The sequence below is a fragment of the Mumia quercus genome (assembly GCF_025506335.1).
GTDB classification, from domain to species: Bacteria; Actinomycetota; Actinomycetes; order Propionibacteriales; family Nocardioidaceae; genus Mumia; species Mumia quercus.
In genome coordinates, this window is the sequence record NZ_JANZYO010000005.1 from 30,019 (window position 1) to 47,393 (window position 17,375).

General features: G+C 71.9%; 14 protein-coding genes. 13 read left to right on the plus strand and 1 reads right to left on the minus strand.

What is annotated here, in order from left to right:
- From mrdA to NYZ95_RS12335, 4 genes are all read left to right on the plus strand, one after another.
- A complete protein-coding gene (gene mrdA / locus NYZ95_RS12320; RefSeq protein ID WP_262851613.1) occupies nucleotides 1-2,127 on the plus strand; it encodes a penicillin-binding protein 2 in 2,127 nt (708 codons plus the stop codon).
- Entirely contained in the window at nucleotides 2,124-3,332 is a 1,209-nt protein-coding gene (rodA, locus tag NYZ95_RS12325; protein ID WP_262851614.1) for a rod shape-determining protein RodA, read from the plus strand. The genes mrdA and rodA overlap by 4 nt, the downstream gene beginning before the upstream one ends.
- Before the next feature lie 288 nt (nucleotides 3,333-3,620).
- Complete coding sequence (locus NYZ95_RS12330) at nucleotides 3,621-5,576, plus strand: TIGR03960 family B12-binding radical SAM protein (RefSeq protein ID WP_262851615.1); 1,956 nt, start codon at nucleotides 3,621-3,623, stop codon at nucleotides 5,574-5,576.
- Nucleotides 5,576-6,037 carry a GNAT family N-acetyltransferase gene (locus NYZ95_RS12335; RefSeq protein WP_262851616.1) on the plus strand — a complete coding sequence of 154 codons (462 nt, stop codon included), beginning with the start codon at nucleotides 5,576-5,578 and terminating at the stop codon, nucleotides 6,035-6,037. Before NYZ95_RS12330 ends, NYZ95_RS12335 begins: the two co-directional genes overlap by 1 nt.
- On the opposite strand, the gene NYZ95_RS12340 is transcribed toward NYZ95_RS12335, so the two are convergent.
- Complete coding sequence (locus tag NYZ95_RS12340; protein ID WP_262851617.1) at nucleotides 5,985-7,205, minus strand: MFS transporter; 1,221 nt, start codon at nucleotides 7,203-7,205, stop codon at nucleotides 5,985-5,987. The two genes, NYZ95_RS12335 and NYZ95_RS12340, sit on opposite strands and share 53 nt — an antisense overlap.
- A 175-nt stretch (nucleotides 7,206-7,380) precedes the next feature.
- Between NYZ95_RS12340 and NYZ95_RS12345 the strand changes: the two genes are divergently transcribed.
- The 9 genes from NYZ95_RS12345 (at nucleotide 7,381) to rpmA (ending at nucleotide 17,353) form a co-directional block, all read left to right on the plus strand.
- Complete coding sequence (locus NYZ95_RS12345; protein ID WP_262851618.1) at nucleotides 7,381-8,934, plus strand: ABC transporter substrate-binding protein; 1,554 nt, start codon at nucleotides 7,381-7,383, stop codon at nucleotides 8,932-8,934.
- Between the two features lie 17 nt (nucleotides 8,935-8,951).
- A complete protein-coding gene (locus tag NYZ95_RS20440) occupies nucleotides 8,952-9,929 on the plus strand; it encodes an ABC transporter permease (RefSeq protein ID WP_262851619.1) in 978 nt (325 codons plus the stop codon).
- Nucleotides 9,926-10,801 (plus strand): ABC transporter permease, encoded by an 876-nt coding sequence (locus tag NYZ95_RS12355; protein WP_262851620.1) that lies wholly within the window; start codon nucleotides 9,926-9,928, stop codon nucleotides 10,799-10,801. Before NYZ95_RS20440 ends, NYZ95_RS12355 begins: the two co-directional genes overlap by 4 nt.
- On the plus strand, nucleotides 10,798-11,802 hold the full coding sequence (locus tag NYZ95_RS12360; RefSeq protein WP_262851621.1) for an ABC transporter ATP-binding protein: 1,005 nt from the start codon (nucleotides 10,798-10,800) through the stop codon (nucleotides 11,800-11,802). Before NYZ95_RS12355 ends, NYZ95_RS12360 begins: the two co-directional genes overlap by 4 nt.
- Nucleotides 11,799-12,764, plus strand: coding sequence for an oligopeptide/dipeptide ABC transporter ATP-binding protein (locus tag NYZ95_RS12365; protein WP_262851622.1), 966 nt, complete (start codon nucleotides 11,799-11,801; stop codon nucleotides 12,762-12,764). The genes NYZ95_RS12360 and NYZ95_RS12365 overlap by 4 nt, the downstream gene beginning before the upstream one ends.
- Nucleotides 12,765-12,773: 9 nt before the next feature.
- Nucleotides 12,774-13,547 carry a TIGR03936 family radical SAM-associated protein gene (locus NYZ95_RS12370; protein ID WP_372500472.1) on the plus strand — a complete coding sequence of 258 codons (774 nt, stop codon included), beginning with the start codon at nucleotides 12,774-12,776 and terminating at the stop codon, nucleotides 13,545-13,547.
- 196 nt (nucleotides 13,548-13,743) lie between these two features.
- Nucleotides 13,744-16,626 (plus strand): Rne/Rng family ribonuclease, encoded by a 2,883-nt coding sequence (locus NYZ95_RS12375; protein ID WP_262851623.1) that lies wholly within the window; start codon nucleotides 13,744-13,746, stop codon nucleotides 16,624-16,626.
- Between the two features lie 142 nt (nucleotides 16,627-16,768).
- Nucleotides 16,769-17,077, plus strand: coding sequence for a 50S ribosomal protein L21 (gene rplU / locus NYZ95_RS12380; protein WP_262851624.1), 309 nt, complete (start codon nucleotides 16,769-16,771; stop codon nucleotides 17,075-17,077).
- A gap of 21 nt (nucleotides 17,078-17,098) precedes the next feature.
- Nucleotides 17,099-17,353, plus strand: coding sequence for a 50S ribosomal protein L27 (rpmA, locus tag NYZ95_RS12385; RefSeq protein ID WP_262851625.1), 255 nt, complete (start codon nucleotides 17,099-17,101; stop codon nucleotides 17,351-17,353).
- The last annotated feature ends 22 nt before the right edge of the window (nucleotides 17,354-17,375 follow it).

Sequence of the window (17,375 nt, forward strand, 5' to 3'; positions counted from 1 at the left end):
ATGAAGCGCAGCCACGCCAGGCTCGTCGTCGTACAGGTGCTCGTGGTCGCCCTGTTCGCGACGCTCGTCGCCCGCCTCTGGTACGTCCAGGTGGTCGGCGGCGAGGAGTACCAGGCACGCGCCGCGGACAACGCCACGCGTCAGGTCGTCGTCCAGCCGCAGCGCGGCCTCGTGCTCGACGCGATGGGCCGACCCCTGGTCGCCAACCGCTCGACGTGGATGGTGACCGTCGACCGGTCCCGGCTGACGCGGCTGGACGCCGCGGAGCAGGCCGACGTCCTGGGTCGCCTCGCCCGTCTGGTCGACCTCGACTACGACGCGCTGCTCGACCGCATCAAGCTGTGCGGGGAGGACGGGGCGCCCGAGCCGCCCGCCTGCTGGAACGGCTCGCCGTACGAGCCGGTCCCGGTCGCGCAGGACGTCCCCCGCGACGTCGCCCTGACGATCTCCGAGCGCGCGGAAGAGTTCCCCGCCGTCGCGGCGCAGCAGCGCTACCTCCGCGCGTACCCCGCCCCGGAGGGGGTCAACGCCGCCGCGCTCCTCGGCTACGTCAGCCCGATCACCGCGGACGAGTACGCGGCCGCCCGCGAGTCCGACGACGACACCCGCAGCGCCGCGTCGATGGTCGGCCGCGCGGGGATCGAGCGCGGATACGACGCCGACCTGAGGGGCGTCCCGGGGACCACGGGCAAGGCGGTGGACTCGCGAGGACGCGTGATCGCCGAGGGCACCGCGGTCGACCCTCAGGCAGGCAAGACGCTGGTGACCAGCATCGACGCGCGCGTCCAGGCCCTGGCCGAGACCCAGCTCGAGAAGGCGATCAAGAAGGCTCGCACGACGCACGACGACGTGACGGGGCGCACGTACGAGGCCACGGCGGGCGCCGTCGTCGTCCTCGACCCGGACGACGGGCGCGTGATCGCATCGGCGAGCTACCCGACGTACGACCCGGAGGTCTGGGTCGACGGCATCTCGGACCGCCGGCTCAAGGAGCTGTACGACGACGCGGCGGGCACCCCGCTGCTCTCGCGGGCGACGCAGGCGCAGCTGGCTCCCGGCTCGACCTGGAAGCCGTTCGTCGCCGCCGGTGCGCTCGAGGACCGCTGGGACACCGGGACGCGGCTCGACTGCTCGTCGGGCCTGCAGGTCGGCAACCGCTGGTTCAAGAACTACGAGTCCGCCTCGTACGGGCCGATCGGGTTCGACCGCGCGCTGTCCGTCTCCTGCGACACGTTCTTCTACCGGATCGCGTACGCGGCCTGGAGCGCTCAGGGCGGCGCAGACGCCGACGAGGACGTGCACGACCCGCTCGTGGAGATGGCGCGCGCGTTCGGGTTCGGCGCGCGGACCGGATTCGATGTGCCCGGGGAAGCGGCCGGCCGTCTCGGCGACCGTCCGTGGCGCCGCGACTACTGGGAAGCGAACAAGGACCGCTACTGCAAGATCGCCGAGAAGCCCGAGAAGGTCGACGGCGCGTACCTGCGGCTGTTCGCCCGGGAGTTCTGCGCCGACGGGTACGTCTACCGCGCCGGTGACGCGGTGAACTTCTCGATCGGTCAGGGCGAGACGCTCGTGACGCCCTTGCAGCTCGCCGTCGCGTACGGGGCGCTCGCGAACGGAGGGACCCTCTACGAGCCGCGCGCCGGCAAGGCCGTGCTGGACGCCGACGGCAAGGTCGTCCGGAAGATCGCGCCGAAGGAGGCTGGCCGCGTCCCCGTCTCGAAGGCCCACCTGCGCTACATCGACAAGGCACTCCTGGAGACCGCCAGGACCGGGACGATGGCCTGGAAGATGGGCGGGTTCCCGCTCGACGAGGTGAAGATCCGCTCCAAGACCGGCACGGCCGAGGTCACGGGCCGCCAGACCACGGGCTGGGTCGCCTCGTACGACGAGAACTACGTGGTCGTGATGATGATGGAGCAGGGCGGCACCGGGTCCGGCTCTTCAGGCGACGCCGTGCGGGCGATCTGGGAGGGCCTGTACGGGGTGAAGGGCGGGGAGGTTCGCCGGGACAAGGCCCTGCTGCCGCACGCGCGTCCGCCGAAGGACCTGCCCCGCGTCGCCGCCGACGGTCGGGTCCTGCCGCCGCGCAGTGCCGAGAAGGAAAAGAAGGGCGACGGCCGATGAGCATGCGTCCGACCGTCCGCCCTGCCCGACCGCCAGGTGCGCCCGTCCGCCGCTGGTGGGGAGACGTGGACCTCGCGCTCGTCGGCTCCGCGCTCGCGCTCGGGGTGATCGGCATGCTGCTCGTCTGGTCGGCGACCGCCTCGCGCGACGACCTGACCGGTGGCGACCCGACCGCGTACCTCGTCAAGCAGGGCACCAACGTCCTCATCGCCCTCGGGCTCGGTGCGGTGATCGCCGTGACCGACCGGCGGTGGATCCGGCTGTGGGCACCGGTCGTGTACGGGGCAGCGGTCATCGGGCTCGTCCTCGTCCTCGTCCCCGGGGTGGGGGCGGTCGTCAACGGGTCCCGCTCGTGGCTCCAGGTCGGCGGGCTCTCGTTCCAGCCCGCGGAGCTCGCGAAGCTCGGCGTGGTCCTCGTGATGGCGCTGCTCTTCGCCGAGCGGACCGAGGGGGCGATGCGGCGGGTGGTCCGCTCGTCCGACGTCGTGCTCGCGCTCGCGTGCGCGGCGGTCCCTGCCGCGCTGATCCTCGCGCAGCCCGACCTCGGCACGCTGATGGTGATGGTCGCGATCGTGCTCGGCGTCCTGGCGGTCGCCGGGGTCAGGCTCTCGTGGCTGGTCGGGCTCGTCGCCGCCGGGCTCGCCGCGGTCGTGCTGGCGGTGGCGATGGGCGTCATCGAGGAGTACCAGGTCCTGCGCTTCGAGGCGTTCACGAACCCCGACCTCGACCCGCGCGGCGCCGGCTACAACACCGTCCAGGCCAGGATCGCGATCGGCAACGGCGGGATCTGGGGGCAAGGGCTCTTCGACGGCACCCAGACCCAGGCGGGGTTCGTCCCAGAGCAGCACACCGACTTCGTGTTCACGGTGGCAGGGGAGGAGCTGGGTCTCCTGGGCGCCGGCCTGGTCGTCGTCCTCCTCGGGGTGGTCGTGTGGCGGTGCCTGAGGATCGCCCAGCGTGCCGACGACCTGTTCGACCGGCTGGCCGCGGCGGGGATCGCGTGCTGGTTCGGGTTCCAGGCGTTCCAGAACATCGGCATGTCGCTCGGCATCATGCCGGTGACCGGGGTGCCGCTGCCCTTCGTCTCGTACGGGGGGACGGCGATGTTCGCCTCGGCGATGGCCGTCGGGCTCCTCGTCGCGATCGACCGCCGCAGCGGCACGCCCGCCGTCGTCGTCCGCTCCCGCTCCGCCCGCTCCCGCTGACGGTTTGCCACGCTGGCGTGGCATACGCGGGTTGGCGTGGCGTGCTTGCCGCGCCAACCGGGGTTTGCTGCGTTGGCGTGGGAAACCCCAGGGCGGTACGTGGGAGGCGGTGGGAAGCCGTGGTCGGGTCGACGCGGGGCGCTTGAGTTTGCCACGCTGACTGGGCGTACGCGGGTTGGCGTGGCGTGCTTGCCGCGCCAACCACGACTCCCCACGCTGGCGTGGCAAACCGCGCAGGGAGCGGTGACGGATTCGGCTGGTGGGGAGCGGCTCGTTACCCTGGGGAGCATGTCCGTGCAGCACCTCGACGAGAGCAGCGTCGCGTCGGTCTTCGACCGCCTCGAGCCCCTCCTCCCGACCATCAGCAAGCCGATCCAGTACGTCGGCGGTGAGCTGAACTCGGTCGTGAAGGACTGGGACGCCGTCGACGTGCGCTGGGCACTGATGTACCCCGACGCGTACGAGGTCGGGCTCCCCAACCAGGGCGTCCAGATCCTGTACGAGGTCCTCAACGAGCGTGACTGGCTCCTGGCCGAGCGGACGTACGCGGTCTTCCCAGACATGGAAGCCCTGATGCGCGAGCACGACATCCCGCAGTTCACCGTCGACAGCCACCGCCCGGTGCGGGCGTTCGACCTCTTCGGCATCTCGTTCTCGACCGAGCTCGGCTACACCAACCTGCTCACCGCCCTCGACCTGGCCGGCATCCCGCTGCACGCCGTCGACCGGACCGACGCCGATCCGATCGTCCTCGCCGGCGGGCACGCGGCCTTCAACCCCGAGCCGATCGCCGACTTCGTCGACGCCGCCGTCCTCGGCGACGGCGAGGAGATCGTCCTCAAGATCAGCGACGTGGTCCGCGAGTGGAAGGCCGAGGGGCGTCCCGGCGGCCGCGACGAGGTGCTGATGCGTCTCGCCCGCTCGGGCAGCGTCTACGTGCCGAAGTTCTACGACGTCGCCTACCTGCCCGACGGCCGCATCCAGCGCGTCGCGCCGAACCGTCCGGGCGTCCCGTGGCGGGTCACGAAGCACACGCTGATGGACCTCGACCAGTGGCCGTACCCGAAGAACCCGCTCGTCCCGCTCGCCGAGACCGTCCACGAGCGCTACTCGGTCGAGATCTTCCGTGGCTGCACCCGCGGCTGCCGGTTCTGCCAGGCGGGCATGATCACCCGTCCCGTCCGTGAGCGCAGCCTGCAGACGATCGGCGAGATGGTCGACAACGGCCTGAAGAAGTCCGGCTTCGAGGAGGTCGGCCTCCTCTCGCTGTCGAGCGCCGACCACACCGAGATCGGCGAGGTCGCCAAGCAGCTCGGCGACCGGTACGAGGGCTCCAACACCTCGCTGTCGCTGCCGAGCACCCGTGTGGACGCCTTCAACATCACGTTGGCGAACGAGTTCAGCCGCAACGGCCGTCGTTCAGGCCTCACCTTCGCGCCGGAGGGCGGCTCAGAGCGGCTCCGCAAGGTGATCAACAAGATGGTCACCGAGGAGGACCTGATCCGTACGGTCTCGACCGCGTACTCGCACGGCTGGCGCCAGGTGAAGCTCTACTTCATGTGCGGCCTCCCGACGGAGACCGACGAGGACGTCCTCCAGATCGGCGAGCTCGCCAAGCGCGTCATCGAGACCGGTCGCGAGGTGTCCGGCCGCAAGGACATCCGCTGCACGGTGTCGATCGGCGGGTTCGTGCCCAAGCCGCACACGCCGTTCCAGTGGGCGGCGCAGCTCGACCACGAGACCACCGACGACCGGCTGCGCAAGCTCCGCGAGTCGGTGCAGTCGGACAAGCGTTTCGGACGCGCGATCGGCTTCCGCTACCACGACGGCAAGCCCGGCACGATCGAGGGCCTGCTCTCGCGCGGCGACCGCCGGGTCGGGCGCGTCATCGAGGCGGTCTGGCGCGACGGCGGCCGCTTCGACGGCTGGAGCGAGCACTTCTCGTACGACCGGTGGGAGCGCTGCACCGCCGAAGCCCTCGCGGACGAGCCCGTCGACCTCGACTGGTACACCACCCGCGAGCGCGAGTACGCCGAGGTCCTCCCGTGGGACCACCTCGACTCCGGCCTCGACCGTGACTGGCTCTGGGAGGACTGGCAGGACGCGATCGACCCCGACGGCGCGATCGAGGTCGAGGACTGCCGCTGGACGCCCTGCTTCGACTGCGGCGTCTGCCCTCAGATGGACACCGAGATCCAGATCGGCCCCACCGGCCAGAAGCTGCTGCCGCTCTCCGTCGTGTGATGCACGTACGCCGTGCGGAGGCCGCGGACACGCGGGCGCTGGCAGCCCTGCGGGTGCGGTGGACCGAGGAGCTGCGCGGTCCGGTCGACGACCCGACCTTCGACGACCGTTTCGCGGAGTGGTTCGCGCGGGAGTCGGCGCAGCGTGTCGCCTGGCTCGCGGAGACCGACGACGGCGCCCCGGTCGGCATGCTCAACGCGATGCTGTTCGAGCGGATGCCGCGGCCCGGTGCCTCGCCGAGCCGGTGGGGGTACGTCGCCAACGTCTACGTGGTCCCCGAGTGCCGCGACGCCGGTGTCGGGAGCCGGCTGATGGAGGCGCTGACGTCGTACGCGGACGAGGCCGGCCTCGTCAGGCTGGTGCTGAGCCCGACCGAACGGTCCGTCCCGTTCTACGAGCGGGCGGGGTTCACCGGGGACCACGACCTGCTGCTCCGCCGTCCAGCTGGTCCTCCAGCATGATCGGGCGGACGAGGGAGGCGCCGAGCACGCCGATCAGCGTCGCGAGCACGACGAGCATCACGATCGGCGCTCCCCAGCCGCCCGTGATGTCGTGGAGGGCGCCGGTGCCGAACGGGCCCAACGCGGCGACGAGGTAGCCGAACCCCTGGACGAAGCCCGAGAGGGCCACGGTGCCCTCGTGGGTGCGTGAGCGCTTCGCGATCATCATGAGGACCCACGGGAACGCGGCGCCGCCGACGCCGAGAAGGATCGCCCAGAGCCACGGCGCCTGCACGGGCCACCACAGCAGCCCGAGCCATCCGGCGACGGTGACGACGGCGAAGCCCCACGGCAGCCAGGCGCGGTCGCCGGTCCGCGCGATGAGCAGCGGCAGCAGGAGCGCGGGGGGGATCCCGATCCCGGTGATGATCGCGAGCATGCTGCCGGCGTAGCCGCTGCTGAGACCGGCATCTTCGAGGATCGCCGGGAACCAGCCGAACTGCGCGTACGCCTGGGCCGCCTGAGCGCCGAAGCACACCGCCATGGTCCACGCCAGCGGCGCCCGGACCAGCCTGCGGATCCCGACCCGACTCGCGTCGTCGGTCGTACGGACGTCGTGGCGCAGGAGGCGTAGCCACGGCACGACGGTGACGACCGCCAGCAGCGACCACGCGAACAGTCCCCACCGCCAGTCACCGGCCGCCTCTGAGAGCGGGACGGTCAGCGCGGAGGAGAGCGTCGCCCCGCCGACGATGGCGGCGCCGGCGATCGACGAGACGAAGGCGATCCGGTCGGGGAAGTGGACCTTCACCAGCGGCGGCAGGATGACGTTCCCGACCGCGCAGCCGGCGAGGGAGACCGCGGAGGCGACCAGGAAGAGCGTCGCGTCGTCGACGAAGGCGCGCACCCCCAGCCCTGCGGCGACAGCCGCCATCGACACCACGGCGGTGGTGTGCAGGCCGATCGCGCGCACGATCGTGTTGGCCAGGGAGCCGACCACGGCGAAGCACACGACGGGAAGTGTCGTGAGCACGCCGGCCGCCGTCGCGGACATCCCGAGGTCCTCGCGCACGGGGGAGAGGACCACGCCGATGCTCCCGACCGAGGCGCGGAGATTGAGCGCGAGCAGGACGAGGCACGCGAGGACGAACGCGCGCTTGCCGGCGGACTCGAGGGAGGGGGACGTCACCCGCCCAATGTTTCACGCACGTCACCGCAGGACGGTCGCGGGTGACGGGAGCGTGCCAGGTCTGAACGAGGCCTTGACCGGGAACGGGCCACCTGGCTAGCGTCCCTATATCGTATAGGTTAGCCGCTTCGGACCGCTGGGTCGTGGCGGCTTCGTCACGGAACGGTGGTACCCCATGCGCCTCTTCCCCAAGGTCGACGTCTCCCGGGCAGCGAGCGGGATCCGACGGCGAAGGAGGACTGCGCTGGTCGGGGCCGCCGTCGCCGCCCTCGCGCTCACCGCGTGCGGCGGCGGTGACGAGCCGGCCAGCGGAGAGGCCGTCGACGACGCGCACCTCACGCTTGCAAGCTCGGCGATCAGCAACAGCCTCGACCCGGCGGCGGCGCTCTCCTCGGTCGGCCGCACGTACACCAAGCAGGTCTTCGACCAGCTGGTGACGTTCGACGCCGACGGCGCGCTCCAGCCCGGTCTGGCCACCGAGTGGAAGCGCGTCGACGACACGTCGGTCGACTTCACCCTCCGCGAGGACGTGACCTTCAGCAGCGGAGCCGCGCTCGACGCCGAGGCGGTCGTCGCCAACGTCGAGCGCGTCCTGTCCGGCGACCCCGCGTACGCGACCGTGGCCGGGCGCATCGGGACCGTCAAGGAAGCGAAGGCCGTCTCGCCGCAGGTCGTTCGCATCATCACCTCCGGGCCCGACGCCGTCCTGCTCAACCGGATGACGCTGCTCGACATCGTCGACCCCGCGACCTTCGGCGACGACCGCCCGTCCGGGACCGGACCGTTCGAGGTGACCGCGTACGAGCCGGGCACCAAGATCGAGCTCACCCGCAACGACGACTCGTGGCGGGCGACGGAGACCGTCAAGGACATCACGATCCAGGCCATCCCCAACCCGACCACGCTCGCGAGCGCGCTGCGCACGGGTGAGGCCGACGTGGTCTTCGGGTTGCCGTCCGACATCGCCAAGCAGCTCGGGGGCAGCGGCTTCACGAACGTCCACGAGCCCGCCGGCTCGTCGGCCATCACGAGCCTCATCGCCGACGTGGAGCCGAAGCTCGCCGACGTCCGCGTGCGCCAGGCGATCAACCTCGCGATCAACCGCGAGGAGTTCGTCGAGGCCGCCCTCGGGGGGTTCGGCGCGCCGAACGGCAGCCAGCTGCTCCAGGAGGGCTACCTCGGCTACGACGAGTCCCTGCCCTCGTACGACTTCGACCTCGACCGCGCGAAGTCGCTCATCGCCGAGGCGGGTGCCGAGGGTCTGAAGCTCCCGATCGCGACCACGGCGATGTTCAAGTCGCAGGCAGAGGCGGTCGCGGGATACCTGAACACGATCGGCCTCGAGAGCGAGGTCGTCGTCCAGGACATCTCCGCGTTCATCCCGACGCTGCTCCAGAAGAGCGAGTACCCGCTGCTCTACTGGCAGACCGACTACTACGACCTGCGCGACATCTCGGCCGTCAGCCGCTTCGGGCCCACGGCGCCGGGTCAGCAGGCCCACATCCCGGTGAACGACTACCAGAAGCTGTTCGTGCAGCAGGCCGGCCAGCTCGACGAGTCGGCCCGTGAGGCGGACATCAAGCAGATGGCGAAGATCCTCAACGAGGAGGCGGGCATCCTCTTCCTCGCGTGGCCCGACAACCTCTACACGGTCGCGCCCCGGATCTCGGATCTCCCGCTGTCCGGTGACAGCCTGATCCAGGCCGAGGCGATCGTCGTCACCGAGTGAGCACGCACGGTCAAGGGGTGGCGACGGCTCCGGCCGTCGCCACCCCACCCCCTCGCACCGGCCGCCGAGGCCGCCGGGCTCGACGGATCGCGGGCACCCTGGCGCGGCTGGTCTTGACGCTCCTGGGCCTGCTGACGCTGCTCTTCTTCCTCGTCCGGCTCAGCGGCGACCCGGCCGGCGTCCTCGCCGGACCGTCCGCGACACCTGCGCAGCTCGACGCCGTACGCGCGGGGCTGGGGCTCGACGAGCCGCTGCCCGTCCAGTACGCGCAGTTCCTCGGCGACGTCGTCCGGCTCGACTTCGGGACGTCGGTGTTCACCGGCGAGTCGGCACTCGGCACAGCGCTCGGTGCCCTCCCGGCGACCCTGCTCCTGATCGTGAGCACCATGCTCACCTCGATCCTGGTCGGCGTCCCGTGCGGCGTGCTCCTCGACCGCGGCAGCCGCGTGACCCGCGCCCTGATCGGGTCGACGATGACGCTGGCGCAGGCCGTCCCGACCTTCGTCCTGGGGGTCCTCCTGAGCTACCTCTTCGCCGTCCGGCTCGGCGTGCTTCCGGCATTCGGCAGCGGCACCCCGGCGACGTTGGTGATGCCGACCTTGGCGCTCGCGTCGTTCGCCGTCGCGCGGACGGCGCGCATGGTCGCCGCCGAGCTGGAGCAGGTCGAGGACCAGGACTTCCTGCGTACGGCGTCGGCGAAGGGCGCGTCCTCGCGGCGGGTCCTGTGGCGCCACGCGCTCCCCAACGCGTTCCCTGCGGTCGCCGCGGCGCTCGTCGTCGAGATGTCCTTCCTGATCTCGGGAGCCGTCGTCGTCGAGGTCCTGTTCGCCTACGACGGCATCGGCAAGGAGCTCGTCGACGCGATCTTCGCCCGCGACTACCCGCTCGTCCAGGCCGCCGTCTTCGTCATCGGAGTCTTCGTCGTGACCGTCAACATCCTCGGCGACGCGCTCCTCGCCGTGCTGGACCCTCGGACCGCGAGGGACCGCGCATGAGGCGCCGCCGTCTCGACCTGCGCCTCTGGGCCCCGCTCGGGGTGCTCCTCGTCGTCGTGGTCGCCTGCTTCGCCGGGCCGGGCCTGCTCGGCCCGGAGGGTGCGCAGCAGGCCCTGGGGGAGCGGCTCGCGCCACCGGCGTGGCTGTCGGGGGCCGTCGACGGCAAACCGCTCGGGACCGACGCCTTCGGGCGCGACATGCTCAGCCGTACGCTCGAGGGTGGCCGCGTGTCCCTCCAGGTCGGGTTCGGGGCCGCGACGGGTGCCGTCGTCATCGGCCTGGTCCTCGGACTCGTCGCCGGCTACCGGGGCGGCTGGTGGGACCGGGCGATCATGACCGTCGCCGACGTGTGGCTCGCCTTCCCGTTCCTCGTGATCGCCCTGGCGGCGGTCGCCGTCGTCGGCTCCGACATCCCAGTCCTCGTGGCCCTGCTGACGCTCGGCGGCTGGGTCCTCCCGACGCGCGTGACGCGCACGATCGTCCAGCGGGTACGCAGCGAGGACTACGTCGTCGCCGCCGCGGGGGCAGGCGCGAGCGACCTCTACCTCGTACGGCGGCACGTGCTGCCGCAGGTGCTCCCGGCGAACCTCGTCGTGTGGTCCTTCACGGTCGGCGCGCTGGTCGTGATCGAGGGCGCGCTGTCGTTCCTGGGGCTCGGGGTGAAGCCGCCGACGCCGTCGTGGGGCAACATCATCTCCGACGGCACCCCTTTCCTGGAGACCGCGTGGTGGGTCGTCGCGTGGCCCGCGCTGATGATCGTCGTCACGGTCATGTGCGCCAACGCCCTCGGCACCGCGCTGCGCCGCCGGTGGCAGACCGGCTCCGGCGTCCTCGACACGTCCACGGCGCTCGACACGAGGGTGGCTCCATGACTGCGGCACTCCAGATCGAGAACCTCTGGATCGAGGCGGGGCCGGTGGACGACCCACTCGTCCTGGTCCGCGGCGTCGACCTGTCCGTCGAGCCGGGGACGGTCGTCGGTCTCGTCGGGGAGTCGGGATCGGGCAAGACCGTCACGTGCATGTCCGCGCTCGGCCTCGCGGGCGCGGGGGTGCGTATCACACGAGGCTCGGTCCGTGCTCAGGGCACGGAGCTGGTCGGAGCCGACGAGGCCACCATGCGGCGGGTCCGCGGTGGGGTGGTCGGCACCGTCTTCCAGGATCCGCTCAGCGCGCTGAACCCGCTCCAGCGCATCGGTGACCAGGTTGCCGAGGCGCTCGTCCTGCACCGTGGCGGACGACGTCGTGCACACCGCGAGCGCGTCGTCACCCTGCTCGCCCGGGTCGGCATCCCGGCGCCTGAGCAGCGGGCGCGAGCCTACCCGCACGAGCTCTCGGGCGGTCTGCGGCAGCGGGTGGCGATCGCGATGGCGCTGGCCAACGACCCGGCGGTCCTGGTGGCGGACGAGCCCACGACCGCCCTCGACGTCACCGTCCAGGCACAGGTGCTCGACGTCATCCGCGCCGCCACGCGCGACGAGGGCAGAGCCGCGCTGATCGTGACCCACGACCTCGGGCTCGTCGCGGAGGTCGCTGACCGCGTCGCCGTCATGTACGCCGGGGAGATCGTCGAAGAGGGTGCGGTGGGCTCCGTCTTCGCCGCGCCCCAGCACCCGTACACGCGGGGCCTGCTCGCCAGCCGTCCGCTTCTGGCACCTGGACGCCGGCGGCTCAGCGCGATGGCCGGGCGGCCGCCGCTCCCCGGTGCGTGGCCCGGAGGGTGCGCCTTCGCGGCACGGTGCCCGGACGCCCAGACCGCGTGTGCCGAGCCGCCGCCCGTGCGCCGCGGTGACGACGGCTGGTCCCGGTGCTGGTACCCGCCGACCGACGACCCGGGCCGTGACCCGGTCGAGCCTCAGGAGCGTGCTGGATGACTCCCGTGATCGAGCTCTCCGAGCTGGCCAAGCAGTACGCCCTCCCTGGCGGCGCCGGCCGCCTGACTGCGGTGGACGGGGTCAGTCTGAGCGTCGGCGCCGGCGAGACGTACGCCCTGGTCGGCGAGAGCGGCTGCGGGAAGTCGACCCTGGCGCGGATGGCGGCGATGCTCGTCGCGCGCGACTCCGGGGAGGTGAGGTGGTCGGGACAGCCCGTCTCGGGGATGAGCCGTCGCGCCCTGCGCAAGGTGCGCGACCACACGCAGATCGTCTTTCAGGACCCCGCTGCCGCGCTCTCGCCGCGACTGACGGTCACGCAGGCGATCGAGGAGCCTCTGCACATCCGTGGCCGTACGGGGTCGCGGTCCGTGGCCGAGCTCCTCGACGCCGTCGGGCTCGACGCGTCGATGGGCGCCCGCTACCCCCGTGAGCTGAGCGGCGGGCAGCGCCAGCGGGTCGTCGTCGCGCGGGCGCTGGCGCTCGACCCGAAGCTCCTGGTCCTCGACGAGCCGGTCGCGTCGCTCGACGTCTCCGTCCAGGCCCAGGTCCTGAACCTCCTCGCCGACCTGCAGGAGGCGCACGGCCTGGCGTACCTCCTGATCGCCCACGACCTCGCGGTGGTCAGCAGCGTGGCCGACCGGATCGGGGTCATGTACCTCGGCCGGATCGTGGAGGAGGGGCCGGCCGAGGAGATCGTCACACGCCCCCGCCACCCGTACACGCAGATGCTGATCGCCTCCGTCCCCGCCTTCGCGCCGGGGCAACGGACCGTGCGGCGGACGGTCCTGGGTGACCCACCGAGCCCCACAGAGCGTCTGGCGGGCTGCGCGTTCGCGTCCCGGTGCGCCTCGGCGACCGCGGTGTGCCGTGAGGAGGCGCCCGCCGCTCGCGCGGTGGGCAGCGTGGTCGTGCGCTGCCACCACCCGTCCGGTGCTGACGAGGCGGCTGAGCGCCTCGGTTAGGCTCGAAGGGTGACGATCCCCGACCCCGCGCCGGCGAATCCCGAGGCGCCCAACCCGCAGCTCCCGACGGTCCAGAAGCTCCGGATCCGGTACGCGAAGCGGGGCCGGCTGCGCTTCACCAGCCACCGGGACTTCGGCCGGGCCTTCGAGCGCGCCGTACGCCGGGCGGGGGTCCCGATCGCCCATTCCTCCGGATTCACGCCGCACCCGAAGATCTCCTACGCCGGCGCCTCTCCGACGGGGGCCGCGAGCGAGGCCGAGTACCTGGAGATCGGGGTCGTGCGTCCGCTCGAGCCGCAGAAGGTCGCCGCCGTCCTCGACGCCGCGCTCCCGCCAGGTCTGGACATCCTCGAGGTGGTCGCCGTCCGCGAGGGGAGCGGGTCGTTCGCCGACCGGCTGGAGGCCAGCCGTTGGCGCCTCGAGCTGCCCGGCGTGACGCTGGAGGAGGCCCAGCGCGCGGTCGAGGCGTTCCTCGCCGCCGACGAGGTCCAGGTGGAGCGGATGACCAAGAAGGGGCTCCGTACGTTCGACACCAGGAGCGCCGTCGTCCGCCTGGAGAGCCGGATGTCACCGGATGTTCAGGCGTCGTGTGCGATACTGGACCTGGTCGTACGTCACGGCACCCCGTCCGTACGACCCGACGATGTCCTCGCCGGACTCCGCGCCATCGCGGGTCTCGCGCCGTCGGGAGCCCCTGTGGCCACCCGGATGGCGCAGGGTCCACTTGATGCGCAGGCCGGCACGGTCGGCGATCCGTTCGCGCCCGACCGCGACGCGTCGTAGGTCCACCAGACCTGCGGCGGCGACCGCGGCGGCGGACGGGGCGCCAGTGACAGGCCGACAGCAACGGAGGGCGCCGTCGTAGCCCGGTCACCCGGGCCGACCGCAGGCTTGCGTCCGCGGTGCGACCGATGGTTGCACGCGGCGACGACATCGCCTCGCGCCAGCTTCGGCGGCCGCGAGGCCGAAGGAGCGCACCATGCTCGACGAGCAGAACCCCTCGGCATCCTCATCAGACGCTGAATCCAGCCCCGAGTCCGACGACGGCGCTGCGACGGTCACCACCCGTCGACGCCGCGCCGCCTCCAGGCCCGCCGGCCCGCCGACCGCCGCCGTCTTCTCCGAGGCCGCGCAGGCCGAGCCGACCAAGCCGGCCCGCGCCACCCGTACCCGCAAGGCGACCACGCGTACGGCGAAGGCCGACGAGGCGACCGAGACCCCGCCCGCGACCCCGGCCGAGAGCGCGCCCGCCGCCCCGACGGTGACGAAGACCACCCGTACCCGCAAGAAGGCGGCCTCGCGCTCGGCCGGGCCGGCCACGCCGGCCACGCCGGTCACCGAGCCCGCCGAGGACGCGGCGCCGGCCGAGGCCGTCGAGCCCGCTCCGGAGGCGACCCCGACCGACGAGGTGGCGCCCGAGGCCGAGGCTTCGACCGACGCCGTGACGCCCGAGGCGGACGAGGACGACGCCCAGGCTGTCGCCGACACCGCCCCGGCCCGCGCCCGTCGCGCCCCGATCGCCACCCCGCTCTTCCAGGCCCCCGAGCCCACGACGGCCCAGCGCCGCAGGCGCCTGCCCGAGCCGGAGGTCGACGTCGAGGACGACGAGCAGGAGGACGCTGCGGAGTCGGGGGACGAGAGCCCGCGCGGCCAGCGTGCCCGCAGCGACGCCGACGAGCGGGACGACGCCGAGCAGCGCGACGACTCCGACGAGCGCGACGAGCGCGACGACGACACCGACGAGAGCGGCGCCCCGACGCGCCGCCGCCGTCGGCGCGGAGGCCGCCGTCGCCGCAAGCCGAGCGCCGGTGACGACGTCGAGACCGACGACGAGGACGACACGCGCGACGCGGTGCAGGCCACCACGGACGCCGAGGACACCGACGACGCAGCCGCGCCCGCCGAGGACACCGAGGACGCCGACGACGACACCGATTCGACCAGCGGGTCGAGCCGTCGTCGCCGTCGCCGTCGCCGCCGTGGCGAGGACAGCGACACCGCCGCCGACGACCCCGAGAACACGGTCGTGCGGGTGCGCGAGCGCCGCAGCCCCGAGGACGAGATCACGAGCGTCTCCGGCTCGACCCGTCTCGAGGCCAAGAAGCAGCGCCGTCGCGAGGGCCGCGAGGCCGGCCGGCGGCGTACGCCGATCGTCTCCGAGGCCGAGTTCCTGGCGCGCCGGGAGTCGGTCAAGCGCGAGATGGTGATCCGCCAGCGCGACGAGCTGACCCAGATCGCGGTGCTCGAGGACGACGTCCTGGTCGAGCACTACGTGTCGCGCGAGTCCCAGAACTCGATGATCGGCAACGTCTACATCGGCCGCGTCCAGAACGTGCTGCCCTCGATGGAGGCGGCGTTCGTCGACATCGGCAAGGGCCGCAACGCGGTGCTGTACGCCGGCGAGGTCGACTGGAGCAAGCTGGGCGACGGCAAGCCCCGCAAGATCGAAGAGGTGCTCAAGTCGGGCCAGACCGTCCTCGTGCAGGTGACGAAGGACCCGGTCGGCCACAAGGGCGCCCGCCTGACCAGCCAGATCAGCCTGCCGGGCCGCTTCCTCGTGTACGTGCCCGGCGGTCAGAGCAGCGGGATCTCCCGCAAGCTGCCCGACACCGAGCGCAACCGCCTCAAGAACCTGCTCAAGGGCATCCTGCCCGAGGACGCGAGCGTCATCATCCGCACCGCGGCCGAGGGCGCGACCGAGGACCAGCTCACCCGTGACGTCGAGGCCCTCGACGCGCGCTGGAAGGACATCGAGAAGAAGGCGTCGTCGGGGACCGCGCCGCAGCTGCTGTACGGCGAGCCGGACCTCACGATCAAGGTCGTTCGCGACCTGTTCAACGAGGACTTCTCGCGCCTGGTCGTCGAGGGCGCCGACGCGTCGGAGCTGATCGAGGGCTACGTGAGCCACGTCGCCCCCGACCTCAAGGACCGCGTCGAGACGTGGAAGGGCTCGGAGTCCGGCGACGTCTTCTCCGCCTTCCGGATCGACGAGCAGATCGCGAAGGCCCTCGACCGCAAGGTCTGGCTGCCTTCGGGTGGCTCGCTCATCATCGACCGTACGGAAGCGATGACGGTCGTCGACGTGAACACCGGCAAGTTCACCGGTTCGGGCGGCAACCTCGAGGAGACCGTCACCAAGAACAACCTCGAGGCGGCCGAGGAGATCGTGCGCCAGCTCCGGCTGCGCGACATCGGCGGCATCATCGTCATCGACTTCATCGACATGGTGCTCGAGAGCAACCGTGACCTCGTCCTGCGCCGTCTGGTCGAGTGCCTCGGTCGCGACCGTACGCGCCACCAGGTCGCCGAGGTGACCTCGCTCGGCCTCGTGCAGATGACCCGCAAGCGCATCGGCACCGGGCTCCTCGAGGCGTTCAGCGAGCCCTGCGAGCACTGCTCCGGCCGCGGTCTGGTCCTCCACGAGCACCCGGTCGAGCCGAAGAAGTCCTCGGACGAGGGCCGGCGCGGGCGCGGCGGGCGAGGCAAGCGCAGCGACGCGGACCAGCAGAAGTCCGGCAAGGGCGGCGAGTCCCGGAACCGCTCCGGCCAGAAGGCGAAGGACGACAAGCCGGCGGCCGACGACGGCACCGAGGGCGGTGACACGGCCCCGGCCGAGGCCGCCCCGACCGAGGCGGCGACGACCGAGGCGGCGACGACCGAGCCGACGACCGACGCGACCGAGGCGGAGGCGAGCGGCCCCCGCAAGCGCCGCCGCCGGCGCTCGAGCGGGGGCGACAAGGCAGCGGACCAGCCGTCGCCGGAGTCCTCCGACACCGCCTCGCAGGCCGGTGTGGAGGCGCCCGGTACGCTTGACGGCGGAGTCCCCGACCCCGCTTTGACCGGCGACGGGGAGACTCCGTAGACTAGATGGTCGGCACGCCTCTGTGCGTGCCGGTCTGTGTGCCCGGGCACGTGCTTCGTGCCTGCCGGTGGCACCACCCCAGAGTTTTGGACAGCCCAGGCTCCGACAACGGAGCAGCAACGAGTGAGGATGTGAGTCGGCGGTGTACGCGATCGTGCGCAGTGGCGGCCAGCAGCAGAAGGTCGCGGTCGGCGACGTCATCGAGATCGACAAGGTCAAGAGCGCGGTCGGTGAGTCGGTCGAGCTCCCCGCCGTGCTGCTCGTCGACGGCGACGCCGTGACGGCGGACGCCGACTCGCTCGCGAAGGTCTCCGTGACCGCCGAGGTCGTCGGTGCGACCAAGGGTCCGAAGATCATCATCCAGAAGTACAAGAACAAGACCGGATACAAGAAGCGCCAGGGTCACCGCCAGCACTACACGCAGGTCAAGATCACCGGCATCTCGAAGTGACGCGAAAGTAGGCTCGAGCACATGGCACACAAGAAGGGCGCCGCTTCTACCAAGAACGGCCGTGACTCCAACGCACAGCGCCTCGGTGTGAAGCGCTTCGGTGGTCAGCAGGTGAGCGCCGGCGAGATCATCGTCCGCCAGCGTGGCACCCACTTCCACCCCGGGACCAACGTCGGCCGTGGTGGCGACGACACGCTGTTCGCTCTCGCCGCCGGTGCGGTCGAGTTCGGCACGCGCCGTGGTCGTCGTGTGGTCAACATCGTCCCGTCGGAGTGATCTGACGGACTTCGACGACGAC

Coding starts and splice junctions, on each gene's coding strand:
- mrdA (WP_262851613.1), top strand. CDS start 1: ATGAAGCGCAGCCACGCCAGGCTCGTCGTCGTACAGGTGCTCGTGGTC.
- rodA (WP_262851614.1), top strand. CDS start 2,124: ATGAGCATGCGTCCGACCGTCCGCCCTGCCCGACCGCCAGGTGCGCCC.
- NYZ95_RS12330 (WP_262851615.1), top strand. CDS start 3,621: ATGTCCGTGCAGCACCTCGACGAGAGCAGCGTCGCGTCGGTCTTCGAC.
- NYZ95_RS12335 (WP_262851616.1), top strand. CDS start 5,576: ATGCACGTACGCCGTGCGGAGGCCGCGGACACGCGGGCGCTGGCAGCC.
- NYZ95_RS12345 (WP_262851618.1), top strand. CDS start 7,381: ATGCGCCTCTTCCCCAAGGTCGACGTCTCCCGGGCAGCGAGCGGGATC.
- NYZ95_RS12355 (WP_262851620.1), top strand. CDS start 9,926: ATGAGGCGCCGCCGTCTCGACCTGCGCCTCTGGGCCCCGCTCGGGGTG.
- NYZ95_RS12360 (WP_262851621.1), top strand. CDS start 10,798: ATGACTGCGGCACTCCAGATCGAGAACCTCTGGATCGAGGCGGGGCCG.
- NYZ95_RS12365 (WP_262851622.1), top strand. CDS start 11,799: ATGACTCCCGTGATCGAGCTCTCCGAGCTGGCCAAGCAGTACGCCCTC.
- NYZ95_RS12375 (WP_262851623.1), top strand. CDS start 13,744: ATGCTCGACGAGCAGAACCCCTCGGCATCCTCATCAGACGCTGAATCC.
- rpmA (WP_262851625.1), top strand. CDS start 17,099: ATGGCACACAAGAAGGGCGCCGCTTCTACCAAGAACGGCCGTGACTCC.